Origin of the sequence: Rhodoferax sp. AJA081-3, from assembly GCF_017798165.1 — a bacterium.
In the GTDB taxonomy this organism is placed as follows: Bacteria; Pseudomonadota; Gammaproteobacteria; order Burkholderiales; family Burkholderiaceae_C; genus Allorhodoferax.
Genome location: NZ_CP059068.1, coordinates 1226668 through 1243269 on the forward strand (window position 1 = coordinate 1226668; position 16602 = coordinate 1243269).

The 16602-nt window shown below is 56.9% G+C and carries 11 protein-coding genes and 4 tRNA genes; 3 read left to right on the forward strand and 12 right to left on the reverse strand.

The window, feature by feature from the left end; all coding sequences use genetic code 11:
• Window positions 1-258 precede the first annotated feature (258 nt).
• The 3 genes from HZ993_RS05740 to HZ993_RS05750 are packed head-to-tail and all read left to right on the forward strand — an operon-like array spanning window position 259 to window position 3389.
• Window positions 259-978, forward strand: coding sequence for a Crp/Fnr family transcriptional regulator (locus HZ993_RS05740; RefSeq protein WP_209396296.1), 720 nt, complete (start codon window positions 259-261; stop codon window positions 976-978).
• A gap of 32 nt (window positions 979-1010) precedes the next feature.
• Entirely contained in the window at window positions 1011-2096 is a 1086-nt protein-coding gene (locus HZ993_RS05745) for a phosphotransferase family protein (protein WP_209396297.1), read from the forward strand.
• A gap of 42 nt (window positions 2097-2138) precedes the next feature.
• Entirely contained in the window at window positions 2139-3389 is a 1251-nt protein-coding gene (locus HZ993_RS05750; protein ID WP_209396298.1) for an acyl-CoA dehydrogenase family protein, read from the forward strand.
• Window positions 3390-3443: 54 nt separating this feature from the next.
• On the opposite strand, the gene HZ993_RS05755 is transcribed toward HZ993_RS05750, so the two are convergent.
• The 12 genes from HZ993_RS05755 to HZ993_RS05810 all read right to left on the reverse strand — a co-directional run bounded on the left by HZ993_RS05755 (window position 3444) and on the right by HZ993_RS05810 (window position 16549).
• Window positions 3444-4685 (reverse strand): HD-GYP domain-containing protein, encoded by a 1242-nt coding sequence (locus tag HZ993_RS05755; RefSeq protein WP_209396299.1) that lies wholly within the window; start codon window positions 4683-4685, stop codon window positions 3444-3446.
• Window positions 4686-4712: 27 nt separating this feature from the next.
• A complete protein-coding gene (locus HZ993_RS05760; RefSeq protein ID WP_209396300.1) occupies window positions 4713-5342 on the reverse strand; it encodes a DUF6806 family protein in 630 nt (209 codons plus the stop codon).
• A 38-nt stretch (window positions 5343-5380) separates the two neighbouring features.
• Window positions 5381-5473, reverse strand: a tRNA-Leu gene (locus HZ993_RS05765).
• Window positions 5474-5546: 73 nt separating this feature from the next.
• A tRNA-Cys gene (locus tag HZ993_RS05770) sits at window positions 5547-5620 on the reverse strand.
• An 85-nt stretch (window positions 5621-5705) separates the two neighbouring features.
• Window positions 5706-5781 (reverse strand) — tRNA-Gly (locus HZ993_RS05775).
• A gap of 88 nt (window positions 5782-5869) precedes the next feature.
• Complete coding sequence (gene lon / locus HZ993_RS05780; protein ID WP_209396301.1) at window positions 5870-8317, reverse strand: endopeptidase La; 2448 nt, start codon at window positions 8315-8317, stop codon at window positions 5870-5872.
• Window positions 8318-8461: 144 nt separating this feature from the next.
• Window positions 8462-9727: an ATP-dependent Clp protease ATP-binding subunit ClpX gene (gene clpX, locus HZ993_RS05785; RefSeq protein WP_209396302.1), complete on the reverse strand. Its 1266-nt coding sequence runs from the start codon at window positions 9725-9727 to the stop codon at window positions 8462-8464.
• 99 nt (window positions 9728-9826) lie between these two features.
• Window positions 9827-10426, reverse strand: coding sequence for an ATP-dependent Clp endopeptidase proteolytic subunit ClpP (gene clpP / locus HZ993_RS05790; RefSeq protein WP_209396303.1), 600 nt, complete (start codon window positions 10424-10426; stop codon window positions 9827-9829).
• A 171-nt stretch (window positions 10427-10597) separates the two neighbouring features.
• Complete coding sequence (tig, locus tag HZ993_RS05795; protein WP_209396304.1) at window positions 10598-11908, reverse strand: trigger factor; 1311 nt, start codon at window positions 11906-11908, stop codon at window positions 10598-10600.
• 76 nt (window positions 11909-11984) lie between these two features.
• A tRNA-Leu gene (locus tag HZ993_RS05800) sits at window positions 11985-12071 on the reverse strand.
• 118 nt (window positions 12072-12189) lie between these two features.
• Window positions 12190-15342, reverse strand: coding sequence for an efflux RND transporter permease subunit (locus tag HZ993_RS05805; protein ID WP_209396305.1), 3153 nt, complete (start codon window positions 15340-15342; stop codon window positions 12190-12192).
• Between the two features lie 7 nt (window positions 15343-15349).
• The gene (locus HZ993_RS05810) at window positions 15350-16549 is read right to left on the reverse strand and encodes an efflux RND transporter periplasmic adaptor subunit (protein ID WP_209396306.1); all 1200 of its coding nucleotides are present in this window, start codon (window positions 16547-16549) and stop codon (window positions 15350-15352) included.
• Window positions 16550-16602: the final 53 nt, after the last annotated feature.

The following is a 16602-nucleotide window of genomic DNA, read 5'->3' on the forward strand; positions in this document are numbered from 1 at the left end:
CAAATAAATATTTTCTATGGGGTTTCATCTATGTGACCGATTTTCGCATAAGGGCCTTCCAACCCAGCACCATAGCCGCCAAGCCCTCATGCATTCCACAAGAGAGGCGCGTAATCCCACCCTATTTGTCTCTTCCACCGCACAGGGCAAACCTGGAAGAGCAGACACGCGCGCGACAAACACAGAGACAAACGTCTGCCGCGCAGGTGACAATGGACCTGTCATTTCCGACATCTGCAGTCACCAAAAAGACAAGCTATGGACGAACCCATCCTTACTATCGACGAACGCTCAGCGATCAATGGCGGTCGCTGGTTTTCCACGCTGTCCCCTTCACTCAAACACGACATTCTTCGATGCGCATACGTCAAACGTTTCAAAGACGGCGACCTGATTGCAGCCCGCGGCGAGCCGCCGGAGGAGTGGATTGCATGCGCGAAAGGGGCTGTGCGGGTGAGCTCAACCTCCATTTCCGGCAAGCAGATTACGCTGGCCTACGTGGAGCCTGGCATCTGGTTTGGGGACGTTGCGATTTTCGACGGGGACAGGCGTACCCACGACGCCTATGCCCACGCAGACACCACGATTCTGTGTGTGGCCAAGGCCGATTTCAAAAAGATTCTGGCCCTGCATGTCGAGTTGTACGAAGCGCTGCTGCGGCTGCATGCACGCCGCATTCGGCAGTTGTACGGCTTGGTGGAAGACCTCAACACCCTGCCCCTGCGTGCGCGGCTGGCCAAACAGTTGTTGCACCTGGTCCGCAGCTACGGTGTTCCTTCGCTCAGCGATGCGACAGAAGTGCGCATAGGCCTGCAACTGGCCCAGGAAGAGCTGGCGCAACTGCTGGGTGCGTCCCGCCAGCGTGTCAACCAGGAGTTGAAGTCCATGGAGCGGGACGGAGCCATCCGGATCGAGCAAGGTGGCCTGGTGGTGCGCGACCGCGCTGCGCTGATGCACATCATTGATGCCGACAACTGACCTCTATACAACTTTACCGACACAACATCCCCATGAGTGAATTTGACCATTTCCTAGGTACACGACCTGTCAGTGAACAGCATGCATTTGATGTTGCTGCACTGAGCACCTGGCTGGAAGAAAATCTGCCGGGATATGCCGGACCCATGGCGGTGGAGATGTTCAAAGGCGGGCAATCCAACCCGACCTACAAACTCGTTACGCCCGGCAAGAGTTATGTGATGCGCGCCAAGCCCGGCCCCGTTGCCAAGCTGCTGCCGTCTGCCCACGCCGTAGAGCGCGAATTTGCCGTCATGCACGGGCTGCAAGATACTGGTGTGCCCGTGCCCCATATGTACTGTCTGTGTGAAGACGAATCCGTCATTGGCCGTGCCTTTTATGTCATGGAGTACATGCAAGGTCGTGTTCTATGGGACCAGTCGTTGCCAGGCATGGACCGTAGCCAACGCGGTGCCATTTACGACGAAATGAACCGCGTGATCGCGGCCCTGCACAAGGTTGATTTCAAAGGCCGGGGGTTGGCGAACTACGGCAAACCCGGCAATTACTTCGAGCGGCAAATCGGTCGCTGGAGCAAACAATACAGCGCCTCCATCACCCAGCCCATTGCGGAGATGGACAAGCTGATGGAGTGGTTGCCGCAAAACATTCCTGCGATGGCCCGTGACGACAGCATGGTCAGCATCGTGCATGGCGACTACCGGCTAGACAACCTGATGTTTGACGCAGAGCAGCCCAAGGTTGTCGCCGTCCTGGATTGGGAGTTATCCACGTTGGGCCATCCGTTGGCAGACTTCAGCTACCACTGCATGGCCTGGCACATACCACCGGGATCGTTCCGCGGTATTGCAGGGCTGGATTTTGAAGCGCTGGGTATCCCCAGTGAAGCGGAATACATACGCCGCTATTGCGAACGCACGGGCCTGGCCACACCAGAGCAACTCCAGGCCGATTGGAACTTCTACATGGCCTACAACCTGTTCCGCATCGCCGCCATCTTGCAGGGTATTGCCAAGCGCGTCGAAGCCGGCACCGCCTCCAGCGCACAGGCCGTCAGTTCAGCGGCGGGCGCTCGCCCCTTGGCCCAAATGGCTTGGAAATTTGCCTGCGCTGCTTGAGCACCGCCATTCTTTTTGAGAACAAACACCAACGGAGATCCCATGGACTTTGACTATTCCCCCAAAACAAAAGACCTGCAGGAACGCGTGCTGCGGTTCATGGACGAGCACATCTACCCGTCCGAGGCGGCTTACCATGCCGAAATCGCTGCCAACACGGCAGCCGGCAAACGCTGGACCCCGCTGCAAACCATTGAAAAAATCAAACCCAAGGCCCAGGCCGCCGGTTTGTGGAACCTGTTTCTGCCGGTGGATAGTGCACAGGCATCGGGCTACCACGGCGCCGGCCTGACCAACCAGGAATACGCACCCCTGGCCGAAATCATGGGCCGCGTCATGTGGTCCAGTGAAGTCTTCAATTGTTCAGCACCCGACACCGGCAATATGGAAACCATTGCGCGGTATGGTTCCGAGGAAAACAAAGCCCGTTGGCTCAAGCCCCTGCTGGAAGGCCAGATACGTTCCGCCTTTGCCATGACAGAACCCGATGTGGCGTCCAGCGATGCCACCAATATTGAAACCCGTATCGAACGCCAGGGCGACGAATACGTCATCAATGGCCGCAAGTGGTGGACATCGGGTGCGGGCGACCCCCGTTGCTCGGTCTACATCACCATGGGCAAAACCGACCCCGAGGCCCCTCGCCACTCACAGCAAAGCATGGTGCTGGTGCCGGCAAACACCAAGGGCATTACCGTGGTCCGGCCCTTGAACGTGTTTGGATATGACGACGCACCGCACGGCCATATGGAAGTGTTGTTTGAAAACGTGCGTGTCCCAGTCAGCAATATTTTGCTGGGTGAAGGACGCGGCTTTGAAATCGCCCAAGGCCGACTGGGCCCCGGTCGTATCCACCACTGCATGCGCCTGATTGGTCTGGCCGAACGTGCACTGGAGTTGATGTGCAAACGTGCCTCGTCACGCATCGCCTTTGGCAAACCCATCGCGGCCCAAACTGTGACGCAGGAACGGATTGCCGAAGCGCGCTGCAAGATAGACATGGCGCGCCTGCTGACACTCAAGGCGGCATGGATGATGGACATTGCTGGCAACAAGTTTGCCAAGAATGAAATTGCCATGATCAAGGTGGTGGCGCCCACGATGGCTTGTGACGTGATCGACTGGGCCATGCAGGTCCACGGTGGCGCCGGCATGTGTGATGACTTCCCTCTGGCCTACAGCTACACCAACGCGCGCACACTGCGTTTTGCCGACGGTCCCGATGAAGTGCACCGCAATGCCATTGCCAAAGCAGAGCTGGGCAAATACGCAGTCAAAGCACCTGCTGCCTGAGTTGGTAGGGTGAACGATTGCTGGCGCCGTACTCCCAGCTCGGCGCTGGCAACATTACCAATGGGTCTTGTTGAACCCGGACCACAATTCGTTGAGGTCCGTAAACCGCCATTTAGCCGGATCTTCTCTGCTCACAATCTTTTCGGTCACGCCGGGTAGGGATAAGTCAATCACTTCCGGCGGTATGCGCAGATTCGACTTTGTGGAAAAAAACACCTTGACCGATGGCGTGGTCAGTGACTTCCCGGTTTGCTCCACCACAACCCCCAATCGCCCAGAGGTAAGCTTCACCAGTGAACCAATGGGGTAAATGCCCAGGCTCTTCACAAAAGCCTGAAACACCTTTCCGTCGAAGTGCCCATTCGCCCACTCGGCCATTTTGCGCAAAGACTCGGCAGGATCCCAACCCGACTTGTAGGGGCGATTGGAGGTGATGGCGTCGTACACATCACACACCGCGCCCATCTTCGCAAACAGACTGATTTCGTCGGCTTTGAGTCCCTTGGGGTATCCAGATCCATCGGTCTTTTCGTGGTGGTGCAGACAAACATCGAGAACCAAGGCATCCACCTTGTCGCCAGACGATAACAAGCGATGGCCCTCCGATGGATGGGTCTTGATGACATTGAACTCGGCAGGAGACAATTTACCTGGCTTGTTTAAGACCTCCATGGGCATCAAAGCCTTGCCAAGGTCATGCATCAGGCCGGCCATGCCAGCTGAGCGGGTCTGCGCCTCGTCCAGCCCCAGCTGTTTGGACAAACCGACCATCATGGCGCAAACGGCAACGGAGTGCATATAAGTGTAGTCATCAACGGTCTTCAGGCGCGCAAGACTGATCAGCGCACCAGGATTCCGCGCCACTGAATCCGAAATATCTTCAACCAGTTGCTGGGCACCGCCTATGTCTACAGCTTTGCCCATCCGAGCTTCCTGAAACATGGAAATGACTGCTTGCTTGGACTGGAAGCAAATCTTGGCCGCACGCTCCAACTCTGCCCCGATCGATACGGGCGCCAACTCCCGTTGGTCGGTCGCGGCCAGTTGTTGAAGCTGTTGTTCGACCTGGGCTTCAGACTCTGCCTCGGTCACCGAAGGGGTGCTCCCGGAAGTATCGAGCCCCTTGCTGGTATCTATCCAAACTTCCTTGATGCTGCTGCCAAGAACTGCAGCAATGTCTTTCGGGTCCGTGATGACGAAACCGGTTCGCCAAAAGGGATGTTCCATCCAGGAGCCGCAAAACTCCTTCAAATGCATACCTACCGTAAGCTGATCAACATTTATTTTCTTGAGCATGTTGAGTCCGCTTGGAGCACCTTGTAATCAATGCAGATGCCGAGGCTTACGACCGCCACCGTGGCCGCCACCATGGTTGCCACCCGACCCACTGGGTGGTTTTCCCAGCGCAAGAGAACTCACCAAGGCATCGAAACGCTGGGTGAAAAGTTTATCGACCTCGCCCACAACACCACTCAATTCAGCCCCATCAAAATGGCGCTCCATCAGACTGATGACATCCTGTACCAGCAAGTCCCGCTGAACTTGCATGATGGCAGCGGGGTTCGGGCCTACAAACAGCATCAGGAAATCATCCCGCGATTCGCTCCCGGGTTGGCTGTCTTCTTCATCGAAGTCTGCATCGTAGAACGTCACTTCAATGGCAGCGCCGGTATCTGCGACCTCGTTCAAATTCATGCAGAGTTCGTCCAAGGTCTGGCGAAAATCGTGGTCGCCCGCTACCGTCCAGCACATCTGCAATACGTGGTCTAACGCATCAAATTTAATGCCGGGCTCGTCCTCATAGGAGCTATTCGCTCCGTCTGAAAGTGAACGCGCGCCTGCGTACTTCCAGAGTGGTTTGAGCGCATCTTGCAACTGCTCAAACTGGACATCCGTGCGCAAGGCAACCTGTCCATGGACATGGATTTCAAAGGGGGCGTTGTAGCGTGGCATAGGCTGAAGTGTAGTGCTGAAACCACTGAATGACTGGGTGGTGCCCGAGACCGGAATCGAACCGGTACGCCCGTTATTCACGAAGCGGCGGATTTTAAGTCCGATGTGTCTACCTATTTCACCACTCGGGCACAAGTTCAGTCTATTGTGGAACAAAAATGCCCCGGCAGCGAACGTTGACGGGGCATCTATGACCAAAATATTTGGAGGCGCGGTCCGGAGTCGAACCGGACTAACCGGATTTGCAATCCGGGGCATAACCGCTTTGCTACCGCGCCACTATCTTGTTAGTTCCAAGGCCAATTTGGCCCCGGTCCACTGAATGAAAAAGGGAAGCAACTAGCTTCCCTTTTTCTTGCAATATGGAGCGGGAAAAGAGGTTCGAACTCTCGACCTATACCTTGGCAAGGTATCGCTCTACCAACTGAGCTATTCCCGCATTTCAAGCCTCAAATTATAGCGCGATTTTTTGGGCTTTTAGTAAAGAGTCCAAAAATCGGTAAATTTTTGCGTGCCTTCACCTTGGCTTAGTGCTTCACCGAGCCTTGCAAGCCAGAGACCGGCACACTCGCTGCCACCACATCCGGTGCGGATGGCGCCTCCTCTTCCGGCAAAGGAATAGGCTTGGACTCCAGAGCCAAATCCAACACTTTGTCGATCCAACGCACGGGGATGATTTCCAGCCCATTTTTGACGTTGGCGGGAATGTCCTGCAAATCCTTAGCGTTGGCTTCTGGTATCAGAACGGTTTTGATACCACCGCGCAATGCGGCCAGCAACTTCTCCTTCAAACCACCAATCTCAGTCACCTCGCCGCGCAGGGTGATCTCACCGGTCATGGCCACATCCCCCCGCACAGGAATGCCCGTCAACGCAGAAACAAAAGCCGTGGTCATAGCAGCACCAGCGCTGGGGCCGTCTTTGGGCGTTGCACCATCGGGCACATGGATATGGATGTCCTTCTTCTCAAAGATCTCATCCTTGATACCCAAGCGTCGCGCACGGCTTCGCACCACGGTGCGGGCGGCCTCAACAGATTCCTTCATGACATCGCCCAGAGAACCGGTCCGGGTGATCACACCCTTGCCGGGTGTCAACGCGGCCTCAATGGTCAACAGATCACCACCGACTTCCGTCCACGCCAAACCGACGACCTGGCCCACCTGGTTCTGTTGTTCTGCGCGGCCATAGGTGTACTTGCGCACACCCAGGTAATCGTTGAGGTTGTCGACCGTCACTACCACTTGGGGCTTGATCTTCTTCAACAACAAGCCCTTGACCACTTTGCGACAAATCTTGGAGAGTTCACGCTCCAGCGAGCGCACACCGGCTTCACGGGTGTAATAACGAACGATGTCGCGCACCGCGTCTTCCGTGATCGACAGCTCGGCTTCTTTGACGCCGTTGTTCTTCATCTGCTTGGGCAGCAGGTAGGTGATCGCAATATTGGTCTTCTCGTCTTCGGTGTAGCCGGACAAACGAATCACTTCCATACGGTCCAACAGGGCCGACGGAATATTCATGGAGTTCGATGTGGCGACAAACATCACATCGCTCAGGTCGTAATCCACCTCAACGTAATGGTCTCCAAACTTGTGGTTTTGTTCGGGGTCCAGAACTTCCAACAAGGCGCTACTGGGGTCACCACGGAAATCCGTACCCAACTTGTCGATCTCATCCAGCAGGAATAGCGGATTGCGCGTACCAACTTTAGACAGGCTCTGCAAAACCTTGCCCGGCATGGCGCCAATGTAGGTGCGGCGGTGCCCACGGATCTCCGCTTCATCACGCATACCCCCCAGGGCCATACGCACATACTTGCGCCCGGTCGCCTTGGCAATGGATTGCCCCAACGAGGTCTTGCCTACACCCGGAGGTCCCACCAGACACAGAATGGGGGCCTTGAGTTTGTCAACACGCTGCTGCACCGCGAGATACTCCAGAATGCGGTCCTTGACCTTGTCGAGACCGTAATGGTCTTCGTTCAACACGGCCTCAGCGTTTGCCAAATTGTGCTTAATTTTGGTTTTGGCCGCCCAGGGGAGTCCAACCAGCACATCAATGTAGTTACGCACCACAGTGGCTTCCGCTGACATCGGCGACATCAATTTGAGCTTCTTCAACTCACCCTCAACCTTCTTGAGAGCATCCTTGGGCATCTTGGCGGCCTTGATCTTTTTCTCGATCTCCTCGATGTCGGCGCCTTCTTCACCTTCACCCAACTCCTTCTGGATGGCCTTGACCTGCTCATTCAAATAGAAGTCGCGCTGGTTCTTTTCCATCTGGCGTTTGACACGCCCACGGATCTTCTTGTCGACATTCAGGATGTCGACTTCACGCTCAATCTGTTCAAACAGATTCTCCAAACGGTCTTTGACGCTGGACAACCCCAACACCGATTGCTTGCTATCCAGTTTGAGCGGCAAATGTGCCGCAATGGTGTCAGCCAAACGGCCCGCATCATCGATGCTGGAAATGGACGTCAGGATCTCTGGCGGAATTTTTTTGTTGAGTTTGACGTACTGGTCAAACTGCTGCATCACCGCACGGCGCAGCGCTTCCACCTCGCTCGCCTTGTTGCCACGCCCCTTTTCCGGGACGTCTGCAACAACAGCAATGGGTGTGATATTCGCGGTGAAATAGGCTTCACCTTCTTCGATTTTGTTGACCGATGCGCGCTGGTGACCTTCTACCAAGACCTTGACGGTACCGTCAGGTAACTTGAGCATTTGCAAAATGGTCGAGACACAGCCCACATCGAACATGTCGGACACGAGCGGATCGTCTTTGGCGGCCGTGCGTTGGGCGACCAGCATGATGCGTCGGTCGGTTTCCATCGCGGCTTCCAGCGCCTTGATGCTTTTGGGACGACCCACAAATAGGGGGATAACCATATGGGGAAAAACAACCACATCACGCAAAGGCAACAGTGGTAGTTCGAGAGGGGTAGCAGGCAGTGGTGTGTGGCCAGACATAAGGGACCTTTTTATTACCTGTTGAATATGGACTACGAATCCTGAATTTCAAGCGCTCTGCCATTATCGAAGCAGGCCGCTTTCAAATACTCTGCTATTCCGGCACAAAAGCCCGTCATTTCGAACCATTGTGCCGGGCAGGGCTCAGGCCTTTTTAGCGATCTCGCGGTACACCAACAACGGCGGCTTGTTCTCATCAATCGTAGACTCATCGACCACGACCTTTTCGACATTGCTGGCGTTAGGCAATTCATACATCGTGTCGATCAGCGACTGCTCCAAGATGGAGCGCAGACCCCGGGCGCCGGTCTTGCGGGCCAAAGCCTTTTTCGCAATCGCTTTCAACGCAGAAGGACGGATCTCCAGTTCTGCGCCTTCCATCGCCAGCAGCTTGGTGTATTGCTTGACCAGGGCGTTCTTGGGCTCGGTCAGAATTTGTACCAAGGCGTCCTCAGTCAACTCAGCCAGGGCCGCAACCACGGGCATGCGCCCCACTAGCTCCGGGATCAGGCCAAACTTGATCAGGTCCTCTGGCTCCACCTCTTTGAACATGTCGGTAAGGCTGCGCTGCTGCTTGCTCTTGACGGTTGCGCCAAAGCCCATGCCAGACGCTTGCGTGCGGTTCTCAATAACCTTTTCCAGGCCCGCAAAGGCACCACCACAGATAAACAGGATATTGGTCGTGTCGATTTGCACAAAATCCTGATTGGGATGTTTGCGGCCACCCTGGGGCGGGACACTGGCCATCGTGCCTTCGATCAGTTTCAGCAGCGCCTGCTGCACGCCCTCGCCCGACACGTCGCGGGTGATGGAAGGGTTGTCCGATTTGCGGGAAATCTTGTCGATCTCGTCGATGTACACAATGCCGCGCTGTGCACGTTCTACCTCGTAATTGCAGCTCTGCAACAGCTTGAGAACAATGTTTTCCACGTCCTCACCCACATAACCGGCTTCGGTCAGTGTGGTGGCGTCAGCCATCACAAACGGCACGTCCAGCATGCGCGCCAAGGTCTGGGCCAATAAAGTCTTGCCTGAACCCGTGGGGCCAATCAGCAAGATGTTGCTCTTGGCCAGCTCCACTTCGTCCTTCTTGGCTTTTTCCTTGTGGCGCAGGCGCTTGTAGTGGTTGTACACGGCCACCGCCAGCGTACGCTTGGCGGGCTCCTGGCCAATCACATAGTTGTCCAGGTTCGCCTTGATCTCAGACGGAGTGGGCAACTCGCTCTTGGCATCTTTGCCTTCCGTGGTGGCAGGCAATTCATCACGGATGATTTCGTTGCACAGCTCTATGCATTCGTCGCACACAAAGACGGATGGGCCAGCGATGAGTTTCTTGACTTCATGCTGGCTTTTGCCGCAAAAAGAGCAATACAGGGTTTTTTCGCTGGAAGAGCCTTTTTTCTCGGCCATGTGACGCTCGCCTTTTCGGTTGATTCCCGAATGATACTCAAATAAAAAACGGTGCCCGCCTCACTGCAGAGCACCGCCGGTGGGATACAACCCGCTCGCTCAGGCGCGCTTGGCAATCACCTGGTCGATCAGACCGTAATCCTTGGACTCTTCTGCGGTCATGTAGTAGTCGCGCTCGGTGTCGCGCGCAATGCGCTCCAGAGGCTGGCCCGTACGTTCGGCCAGCACTTTGTTCAGTTGTTCTCGGGTCTTGAGGATCTCGCGCGCTGCAATCTCGATCTCGGTCGCCTGGCCCTGGCTGCCACCCGATGGCTGGTGGATCATGACCTTGGAATTGGGCAAACAAAAGCGCTTGCCCTTGGCGCCCGCGGCCAACAGGAAGGCACCCATGCTGGCGGCCATACCAATACACAAAGTGGATACTTCGGGCTTGATAAAGTTCATGGTGTCAAAAATCGCCATGCCTGCACTGACCGATCCGCCGGGTGAATTGATATAGAAGGAAATATCCTTGTCTGGATTCTCACTCTCCAGGAACAGCAACTGGGCTACCACCAGGTTGGCAGTCTGGTCATTCACCGGACCCACCAGGAAAATCACACGCTCCTTGAGCAAGCGCGAATAGATGTCGTAGGAGCGCTCACCGCGACCCGATTGCTCGATGACCATGGGTACCATGCCCAGAGCTTGCGTTTCCATGCCGTTCGTCCGCCCGTAATTCACATTCATAACGTCTCCAAAGAACTGTGTTGACTGTACCGAAAAATCCTGACCCTTAACGCAAATGGGGCTTGCATGCAGGACTGCAAGCCCTGCCCAAGCCCCATCACGCCAAAAGTGTGTTCGCCACAACGTGCAGCGAACAGCCCCTTAGTTCTGGCCCATCAACTCATCAAACGTGATGGCCTTCTCGCTCACTTTGGCTTTTGCCAAAATGAACTCGGTCACGTTGTTCTCGATCACAATGCCTTCGACTTCGGCCATGCGGCGGTTGTCACCATAGTACCAGCGCACCACATCGGCTGGTTTCTCGTAGCTGGCAGCCAGCTCATCGATATGGGCCTTGAGCTGCTCAGGCTTGGCATGCAAGGCATTGGCACGCACCAATTCGGCCACAACCAGACCCAGGCGCACACGGCGCTCGGCTTGGGGGCGGAAAATGTCGTCAGGGATCGGGGTGGTGTCCGCGTCCTTGATACCGCGTTGCTTCAGGTCGGCACGGGCGCTAGCGATCATGCGGTCCAGTTCGGCCTGCACGCTGGATTTTGGCAAATCGAGCTCGGCCTTGGTCAGCAAAGCGTCCATGGCCACCTGTTTGTTGCGGGACAACAGGCGGTACTTGACTTCTCGCTCCAGGTTTTTGCGGATATCGCTGCGCAGGCCTTCCACGGTAGCGTCGGCAATGCCCAAAGACTTGGCCAATGCACCGTCCACTTCGGGCAGGTTGGCGGCTTCGATCTTCTTCACAGTGACCATGAAGTCCGCCGTCTTGCCGGCGACGTCCTGGCCGTGGTAGTCGGCAGGGAATGCCAGGGGGAAAGTCTTGCTTTCGCCCAGCTTCATGCCGCGCACGGCTTCTTCAAATTCCTTCAGCATCTGGCCATCACCCACGATGAACTGGTAGTCTTCTGCCTTGCCGCCAGCGAAAGGTTCGCCGTCGATCTTGCCTTCAAAGTCCACCACTACACGGTCGGTGTCTTGCGCAGGAGCATCCTTGGCTCGCAGTGCGAAAGTACGGCGCTGCTTGCGCAGAATTTCAACAGTTTTGTCAATGGCCGTGTCGGTCACTTCCGCGCTGACTTTTTCCACTTCGGCAGTCGCCAAATCACCAATCTTGACTTCGGGGAAGACTTCGAAAACGGCATCAAACGCCATCTGGCCTTCAGGGGAAGTTTGGCTTTCGGTGATGCGGGGCTGGCCTGCAACGCGCAGTTCGGCTTCGTTGGCGGCTGTGGCAAATGCCTGGCCGACCTTGTCGTTCATGACTTCGTAGTGCACCGAATAACCATAACGCTGAGCCACCACGTTCATGGGGACCTTGCCAGGACGGAAACCGTCCATCTTGACGGTACGCGCCAGCTTGCGCAAACGCGAATCGACTTCGGTCTGGATCGCTCCGACTGGCAGTGTCAGGGTGATTTTTCGCTCCAGCTTATCCAGAGTTTCTACAGTAACGGCCATGGTCAGTCTCCTAAACGAAAGGTTTGTGGACAGGGCGCGTCGCTAAACAACTGCGTACTGTCCTTCATCAAATAAGTGGTGCGCGGGGGGGGACTCGAACCCCCACACTGTTGCCAGCGTCAGGACCTAAACCTGGTGCGTCTACCAATTTCGCCACCCGCGCAAAAAATACAAAATGGGTCGTCAAGTACCCGGCAAACATTGTTTACCGAACCCTGACCACCCATTTGAAATTGGTCAACCCAGTATTTTAACCTGCAACCAGGCTCTCCCCATTTACCCTAGGTTGGAGCCACTACGGTTTCGCGCTTGACGCGGAACCAAGCCGCATACATGGCAGGCAACGCCAGCAGCGTCAGCACGGTGGCAACGATGAGACCACCCATGATGGCAACCGCCATGGGGCCCCAGAAAACCGAGCGTGACAGCGGAATCATGGCCAGCACTGCGGCTGCGGCTGTCAACACAATGGGACGCAAACGGCGCACTGCAGACTCCACAATCGCGTCCCACGCCGGAACCCCTGCGGCTCTGTCCTGTTCAATTTGATCGATCAGGATCACGGAATTGCGCTGGATCATGCCCATCAAGGCAATCACACCCAGCAAGGCCACGAAACCAAAGGGTTTACCCGACAGCAGCAGCGCACCTGCAATACCCGCAATACCCAGGGGGCCGGTCAGAAACACCAGCATGGCGCGGCTGAAACTGTGCAACTGCAACATCAGCAACGTAAAGGTGATGAACAGCATGATGGGAATACCAGCCGCAATCGATGACGATCCCTTGCTGCTTTCCTCCACCGCCCCCGCCACTTCAATACGGTAGGCACCCAGGCCCTTGGCTTTCCAGCTTGCCTCCAGCGCGCGCAGCTTGGGCAAGAGTTCGTTGGTCACCGTGGCGCCTTGCAAGCCTTCCACGATATCGCTTTGGACCGTGATCGAGTACTCGCGGTTCTGGCGCCACATCACACCTGGCTCCCACACAAAGGTCGGCTTGGCAATTTGCGTCAGCGGAATGGACTTGCCACTGGCGGTAGGCAAGTAGGCATTGGCAATGTCGGTAATTGCATTGCGCTCGTCCAGGGGCTGGCGCAACACAATGTCTATCAGCTTGTCGCCTTCGCGGTATTGCCCCACGGTAGAACCCGCCAGCAGCGTCTTGGACGCCTGGGCGATGGACTGGCTGGAAACACCCAGAGCACGTGCTTTGGCCTGGTCCACTTCCAGCCGGATGACCTTGACGAACTCGTTCCAGTTGTCGTTGACGCCGCGGGTATTGGTGCTGGCGCGCATCACCGCCGTCACCTCGTCGGCGCGCTCGCGCAGCACGGCAGGCTCTCCGCCGAGAACGCGGAACTGCACCGGATAGGCCACCGGAGGTCCATTGGGCAACAGCTTAATACGTGCCCGCACCTCGGGGAACTCCTGCGCCATCAGGGTCGGTAGTTTGATTCGGATCGATTCGCGCAGCTTCAGATCCTTGGGAATGACGATGAATTGCGACACATTGCTTTGCGGGAACGCGTTGTCCATCGGCAAATAGAAGCGCGGCACACCCGACCCGACCCAGGTGCTGACACTTTCCACACCCGGCTCCTGCATCAGACGCGCCTCGACCCGCTTGGTCGTCTGTTCGTTGGCCGCCATGGACGTGCCTTCGGGGTACCAGATGTCCACCAGAATTTCAGGGCGGCTGGAATCCGGGAAGAATTGCTGTTGCACCACACCCATACCCACAATTCCCAATGCAAAGGTCATCAGCATCATGCCAATCGTGGCCCAACGGTACTCCACACACCAGTTCACGGTCTTGCGGAAGGTGTTGTAGAACGGGGTGTCAAACAGTTCATGCGGCTGGTCACCCGCTGCATGCGGCTTTATCTTCAGCAGCAGCGTGCCCAGGTAGGGCACGAAATACACCGAAACAATCCAGCTCAGCACCAGTGCCAGCACGGTCACGCCAAAAATGGCAAAGGTGTATTCCCCGGTCGCCGACTTGGCAATGCCGATGGGCAGGAAACCCACGGCGGTAATCAAGGTTCCCGTCAGCATGGGCATGGCCGTGATTTCATAAGCGAAGGTGGCTGCGCGCACCTTGTCGTAACCCTCTTCCATCTTGCGCACCATCATTTCCACCGCAATGATGGCGTCATCCACCAGCAGCCCAAGCGAAATGATCAGCGAGCCCAATGAAATCTTGTGCAGCCCAATGCCCCAGTACAACATGCCGATAAAGGTCACGGCCAGCACCAGTGGAATGGTGATACCGACCACCAAGCCCGGACGCATGTCCACGTAGTAACGCTTGAACCAGGGCATGGAACCGCTGCGCTTGTGCAGGCCCAGACTGATGAAGCTGACCGCCAGCACAATCACAATCGCTTCGATCAAGACCCCCACAAACTCATTGACCGATCGGGCCACGGCCTTGGGTTGGTTCTGCACATTGACCAGGCGAATACCTGCTGGCAGGGTCTGGTCAATGCCGTCGGTTGCCGTCTTGAGCGCCTTGCCCAGCGCAATGATGTCGCCACCCTTGGACATGGATACGCCCAACGCGATGACTTGTTTGCCTTGGTGGCGGACCTTGACGGTCGGGGGGTCGACATAACCGCGCTTGATGTCCGCAATGTCGCCCAAACGCAATTGGTTGCCCGAGCTGCCCCGGATGGGCATGTCGCGCAGCTGTTCCACCGCCTCAAACTGCCCACCCACGCGCACCTGCACGATGTCCAGCGGCGTTTGCACCGTGCCGGCAGCTTCTACGGCATTTTGCTGCCCCAGTTGGGCCAGCACCTGGTTGAAGTCCAACCCGAGCTGGGAGAGGCGTTTTTGCGAAATCTCGACGAACAGTTTTTCGTCCTGCACGCCAAACAGTTCCACCTTGTTGACATCGGTTACGCGCAGCAGCTTCTGCCGGACAGCATCGGCGAAGGTCTTGACCTCGGCGTCGGAAAAACCGTCAGCCTCCAGTGCATAAATGACACCGTAGACGTCACCAAATTCGTCGTTGAAGAATGGACCCTGCACGCCCACGGGCAGGGTCTGGCGGATGTCGCCGATTTTCTTGCGCACCGTGTACCAGATATTGGCGACATCGGTGGCGGGGGTCGAATCCTTGACCTGGAACAGAATCGTGGACTCGCCGGGCTTGGAGAAGCTGCGGATCATGTCCGCTTTGGGCACTTCCTGCAGCGTGCGCTCAATCTTGTCGGTAACCTGTTCCGCCATCTGCTGGGCTGTAGCGCCCTGCCAGAAGGTGCGCACCACCATGATGCGGAAGGTAAACGGCGGATCCTCATCCTGCCCCAGCTGGAAAAACGCCGCCGCGCCCAACACCAGGAGCACAACGATCAGATAACGGGTCAGCGCGGAATGGTCCAGCGCCCATTTGGACAGGTTGAAACCTGGCTTGGGTTGTTCTTGGTTCATGGCTGGCTCACTTCGCAGACGGAGCGCTGGCCTGCGCGGCAACAGTTGGAGCAGCGGTGGCAACAGGTGCTATCGCTTCAGTAGCACCTGAAGCAACAAATACGGGGGCTGCAGCCACCTTTTCCTTATACAGGGTGACCTTTTCACCGGGCGCCAACACGTGTACACCGGCGGACACCACCTGCATACCAGGCTGCAGTCCGGAAGCGATAACAACTTCATTACCATCAGCCGTTGCAATCTGCACCGGCTGCAACTTAACCGTCATCGTGTTGGTATCCAAGACCCACACGGCAGACGTCTTACCATCCTGGCGCAATGCGCTGGTGGGCAACTTGATGACCTGCACAGTGCTGCGGTCAAAGGCCTGGGGAATGATGGACACCGTGGTCCCCAAAGCCAGCGCATCCTTGGCATCCAGGGCTTCCAGTCCGACCTTGACCGTGAATGTGCGGGTGATGGGGTCGGCACTGGCCGCCACTTCACGCACCACACCCTTGAACGACGTCTTGCCAGCCCAGGCCCGCACTTCGACACCCGAACCAGCCTTGATCATGGCCACCTTGTCTTCCGGCACCGCAAACACCACATCGCGCGGTCCGTCCTGCGCAATACGCAGCACCGGCGTGCCGGCTGCCACCACCTGGCCTGGCTCGGCTTCGACCGCTGTGATCACGCCAGAGCTATCGGCCACCAAGGTCGTATAGGCAGCTTGGTTGCCCTGCCCCCTGGACTGGGCCTGGGCCTGGTCCAGTTGCGCCTGGGCGGCCTTGAGCGCGGCATCGCGGCGCTCAAGCTCGGCACCGCTGATGAAATTCTGGTCGCGCAGTTCCTTGAAACGTTTGAAATCGGCAGCGGCAAGGTCGCGGTTGGTCAATGCAGCCGCTACTTGGGCCTGGCCCGCTTGGGCGGCCAACTGGTAGTCCTGCGGGTCCAACTGCGCGAGCACATCACCCGCCTTGACCCGCTGACCCAACTCGGCCTGGCGGCGCACCATCTTGCCCGCGACACGGAAGCCCAGCCGGGATTCGACACGCGCCCGCACCTCGCCCGCAAATTCGGCACCGGAGCGCATGTTGTCGACACCAACTGTCAGCACCTTGACCGAACGTATCGGTGCTTCGGGTGGGGCGGGCTTGGAGCAGGCACTGAGCAAGAACGTGGCGGCGACAAGCGCCAACGCGGTGGGAATGAGTTTGGAAGGCATGGCGGGACCGTTTAAAAGGTTGAAGACAGCAAAATTTCGTTTAATGACCAGAT

Bases quoted from the DNA above. Each gene is read 5' to 3' on its own strand.
- HZ993_RS05740 (WP_209396296.1), top strand. From the start codon at position 259: ATGGACGAACCCATCCTTACTATCGACGAACGCTCAGCGATCAATGGC.
- HZ993_RS05745 (WP_209396297.1), top strand. From the start codon at position 1,011: ATGAGTGAATTTGACCATTTCCTAGGTACACGACCTGTCAGTGAACAG.
- HZ993_RS05750 (WP_209396298.1), top strand. From the start codon at position 2,139: ATGGACTTTGACTATTCCCCCAAAACAAAAGACCTGCAGGAACGCGTG.
- HZ993_RS05755 (WP_209396299.1), bottom strand. From the start codon at position 4,685: ATGCTCAAGAAAATAAATGTTGATCAGCTTACGGTAGGTATGCATTTG.
- HZ993_RS05760 (WP_209396300.1), bottom strand. From the start codon at position 5,342: ATGCCACGCTACAACGCCCCCTTTGAAATCCATGTCCATGGACAGGTT.
- lon (WP_209396301.1), bottom strand. From the start codon at position 8,317: ATGTCTGGCCACACACCACTGCCTGCTACCCCTCTCGAACTACCACTG.
- clpX (WP_209396302.1), bottom strand. From the start codon at position 9,727: ATGGCCGAGAAAAAAGGCTCTTCCAGCGAAAAAACCCTGTATTGCTCT.
- clpP (WP_209396303.1), bottom strand. From the start codon at position 10,426: ATGGAAACGCAAGCTCTGGGCATGGTACCCATGGTCATCGAGCAATCG.
- tig (WP_209396304.1), bottom strand. From the start codon at position 11,908: ATGGCCGTTACTGTAGAAACTCTGGATAAGCTGGAGCGAAAAATCACC.
- HZ993_RS05805 (WP_209396305.1), bottom strand. From the start codon at position 15,342: ATGAACCAAGAACAACCCAAGCCAGGTTTCAACCTGTCCAAATGGGCG.
- HZ993_RS05810 (WP_209396306.1), bottom strand. From the start codon at position 16,549: ATGCCTTCCAAACTCATTCCCACCGCGTTGGCGCTTGTCGCCGCCACG.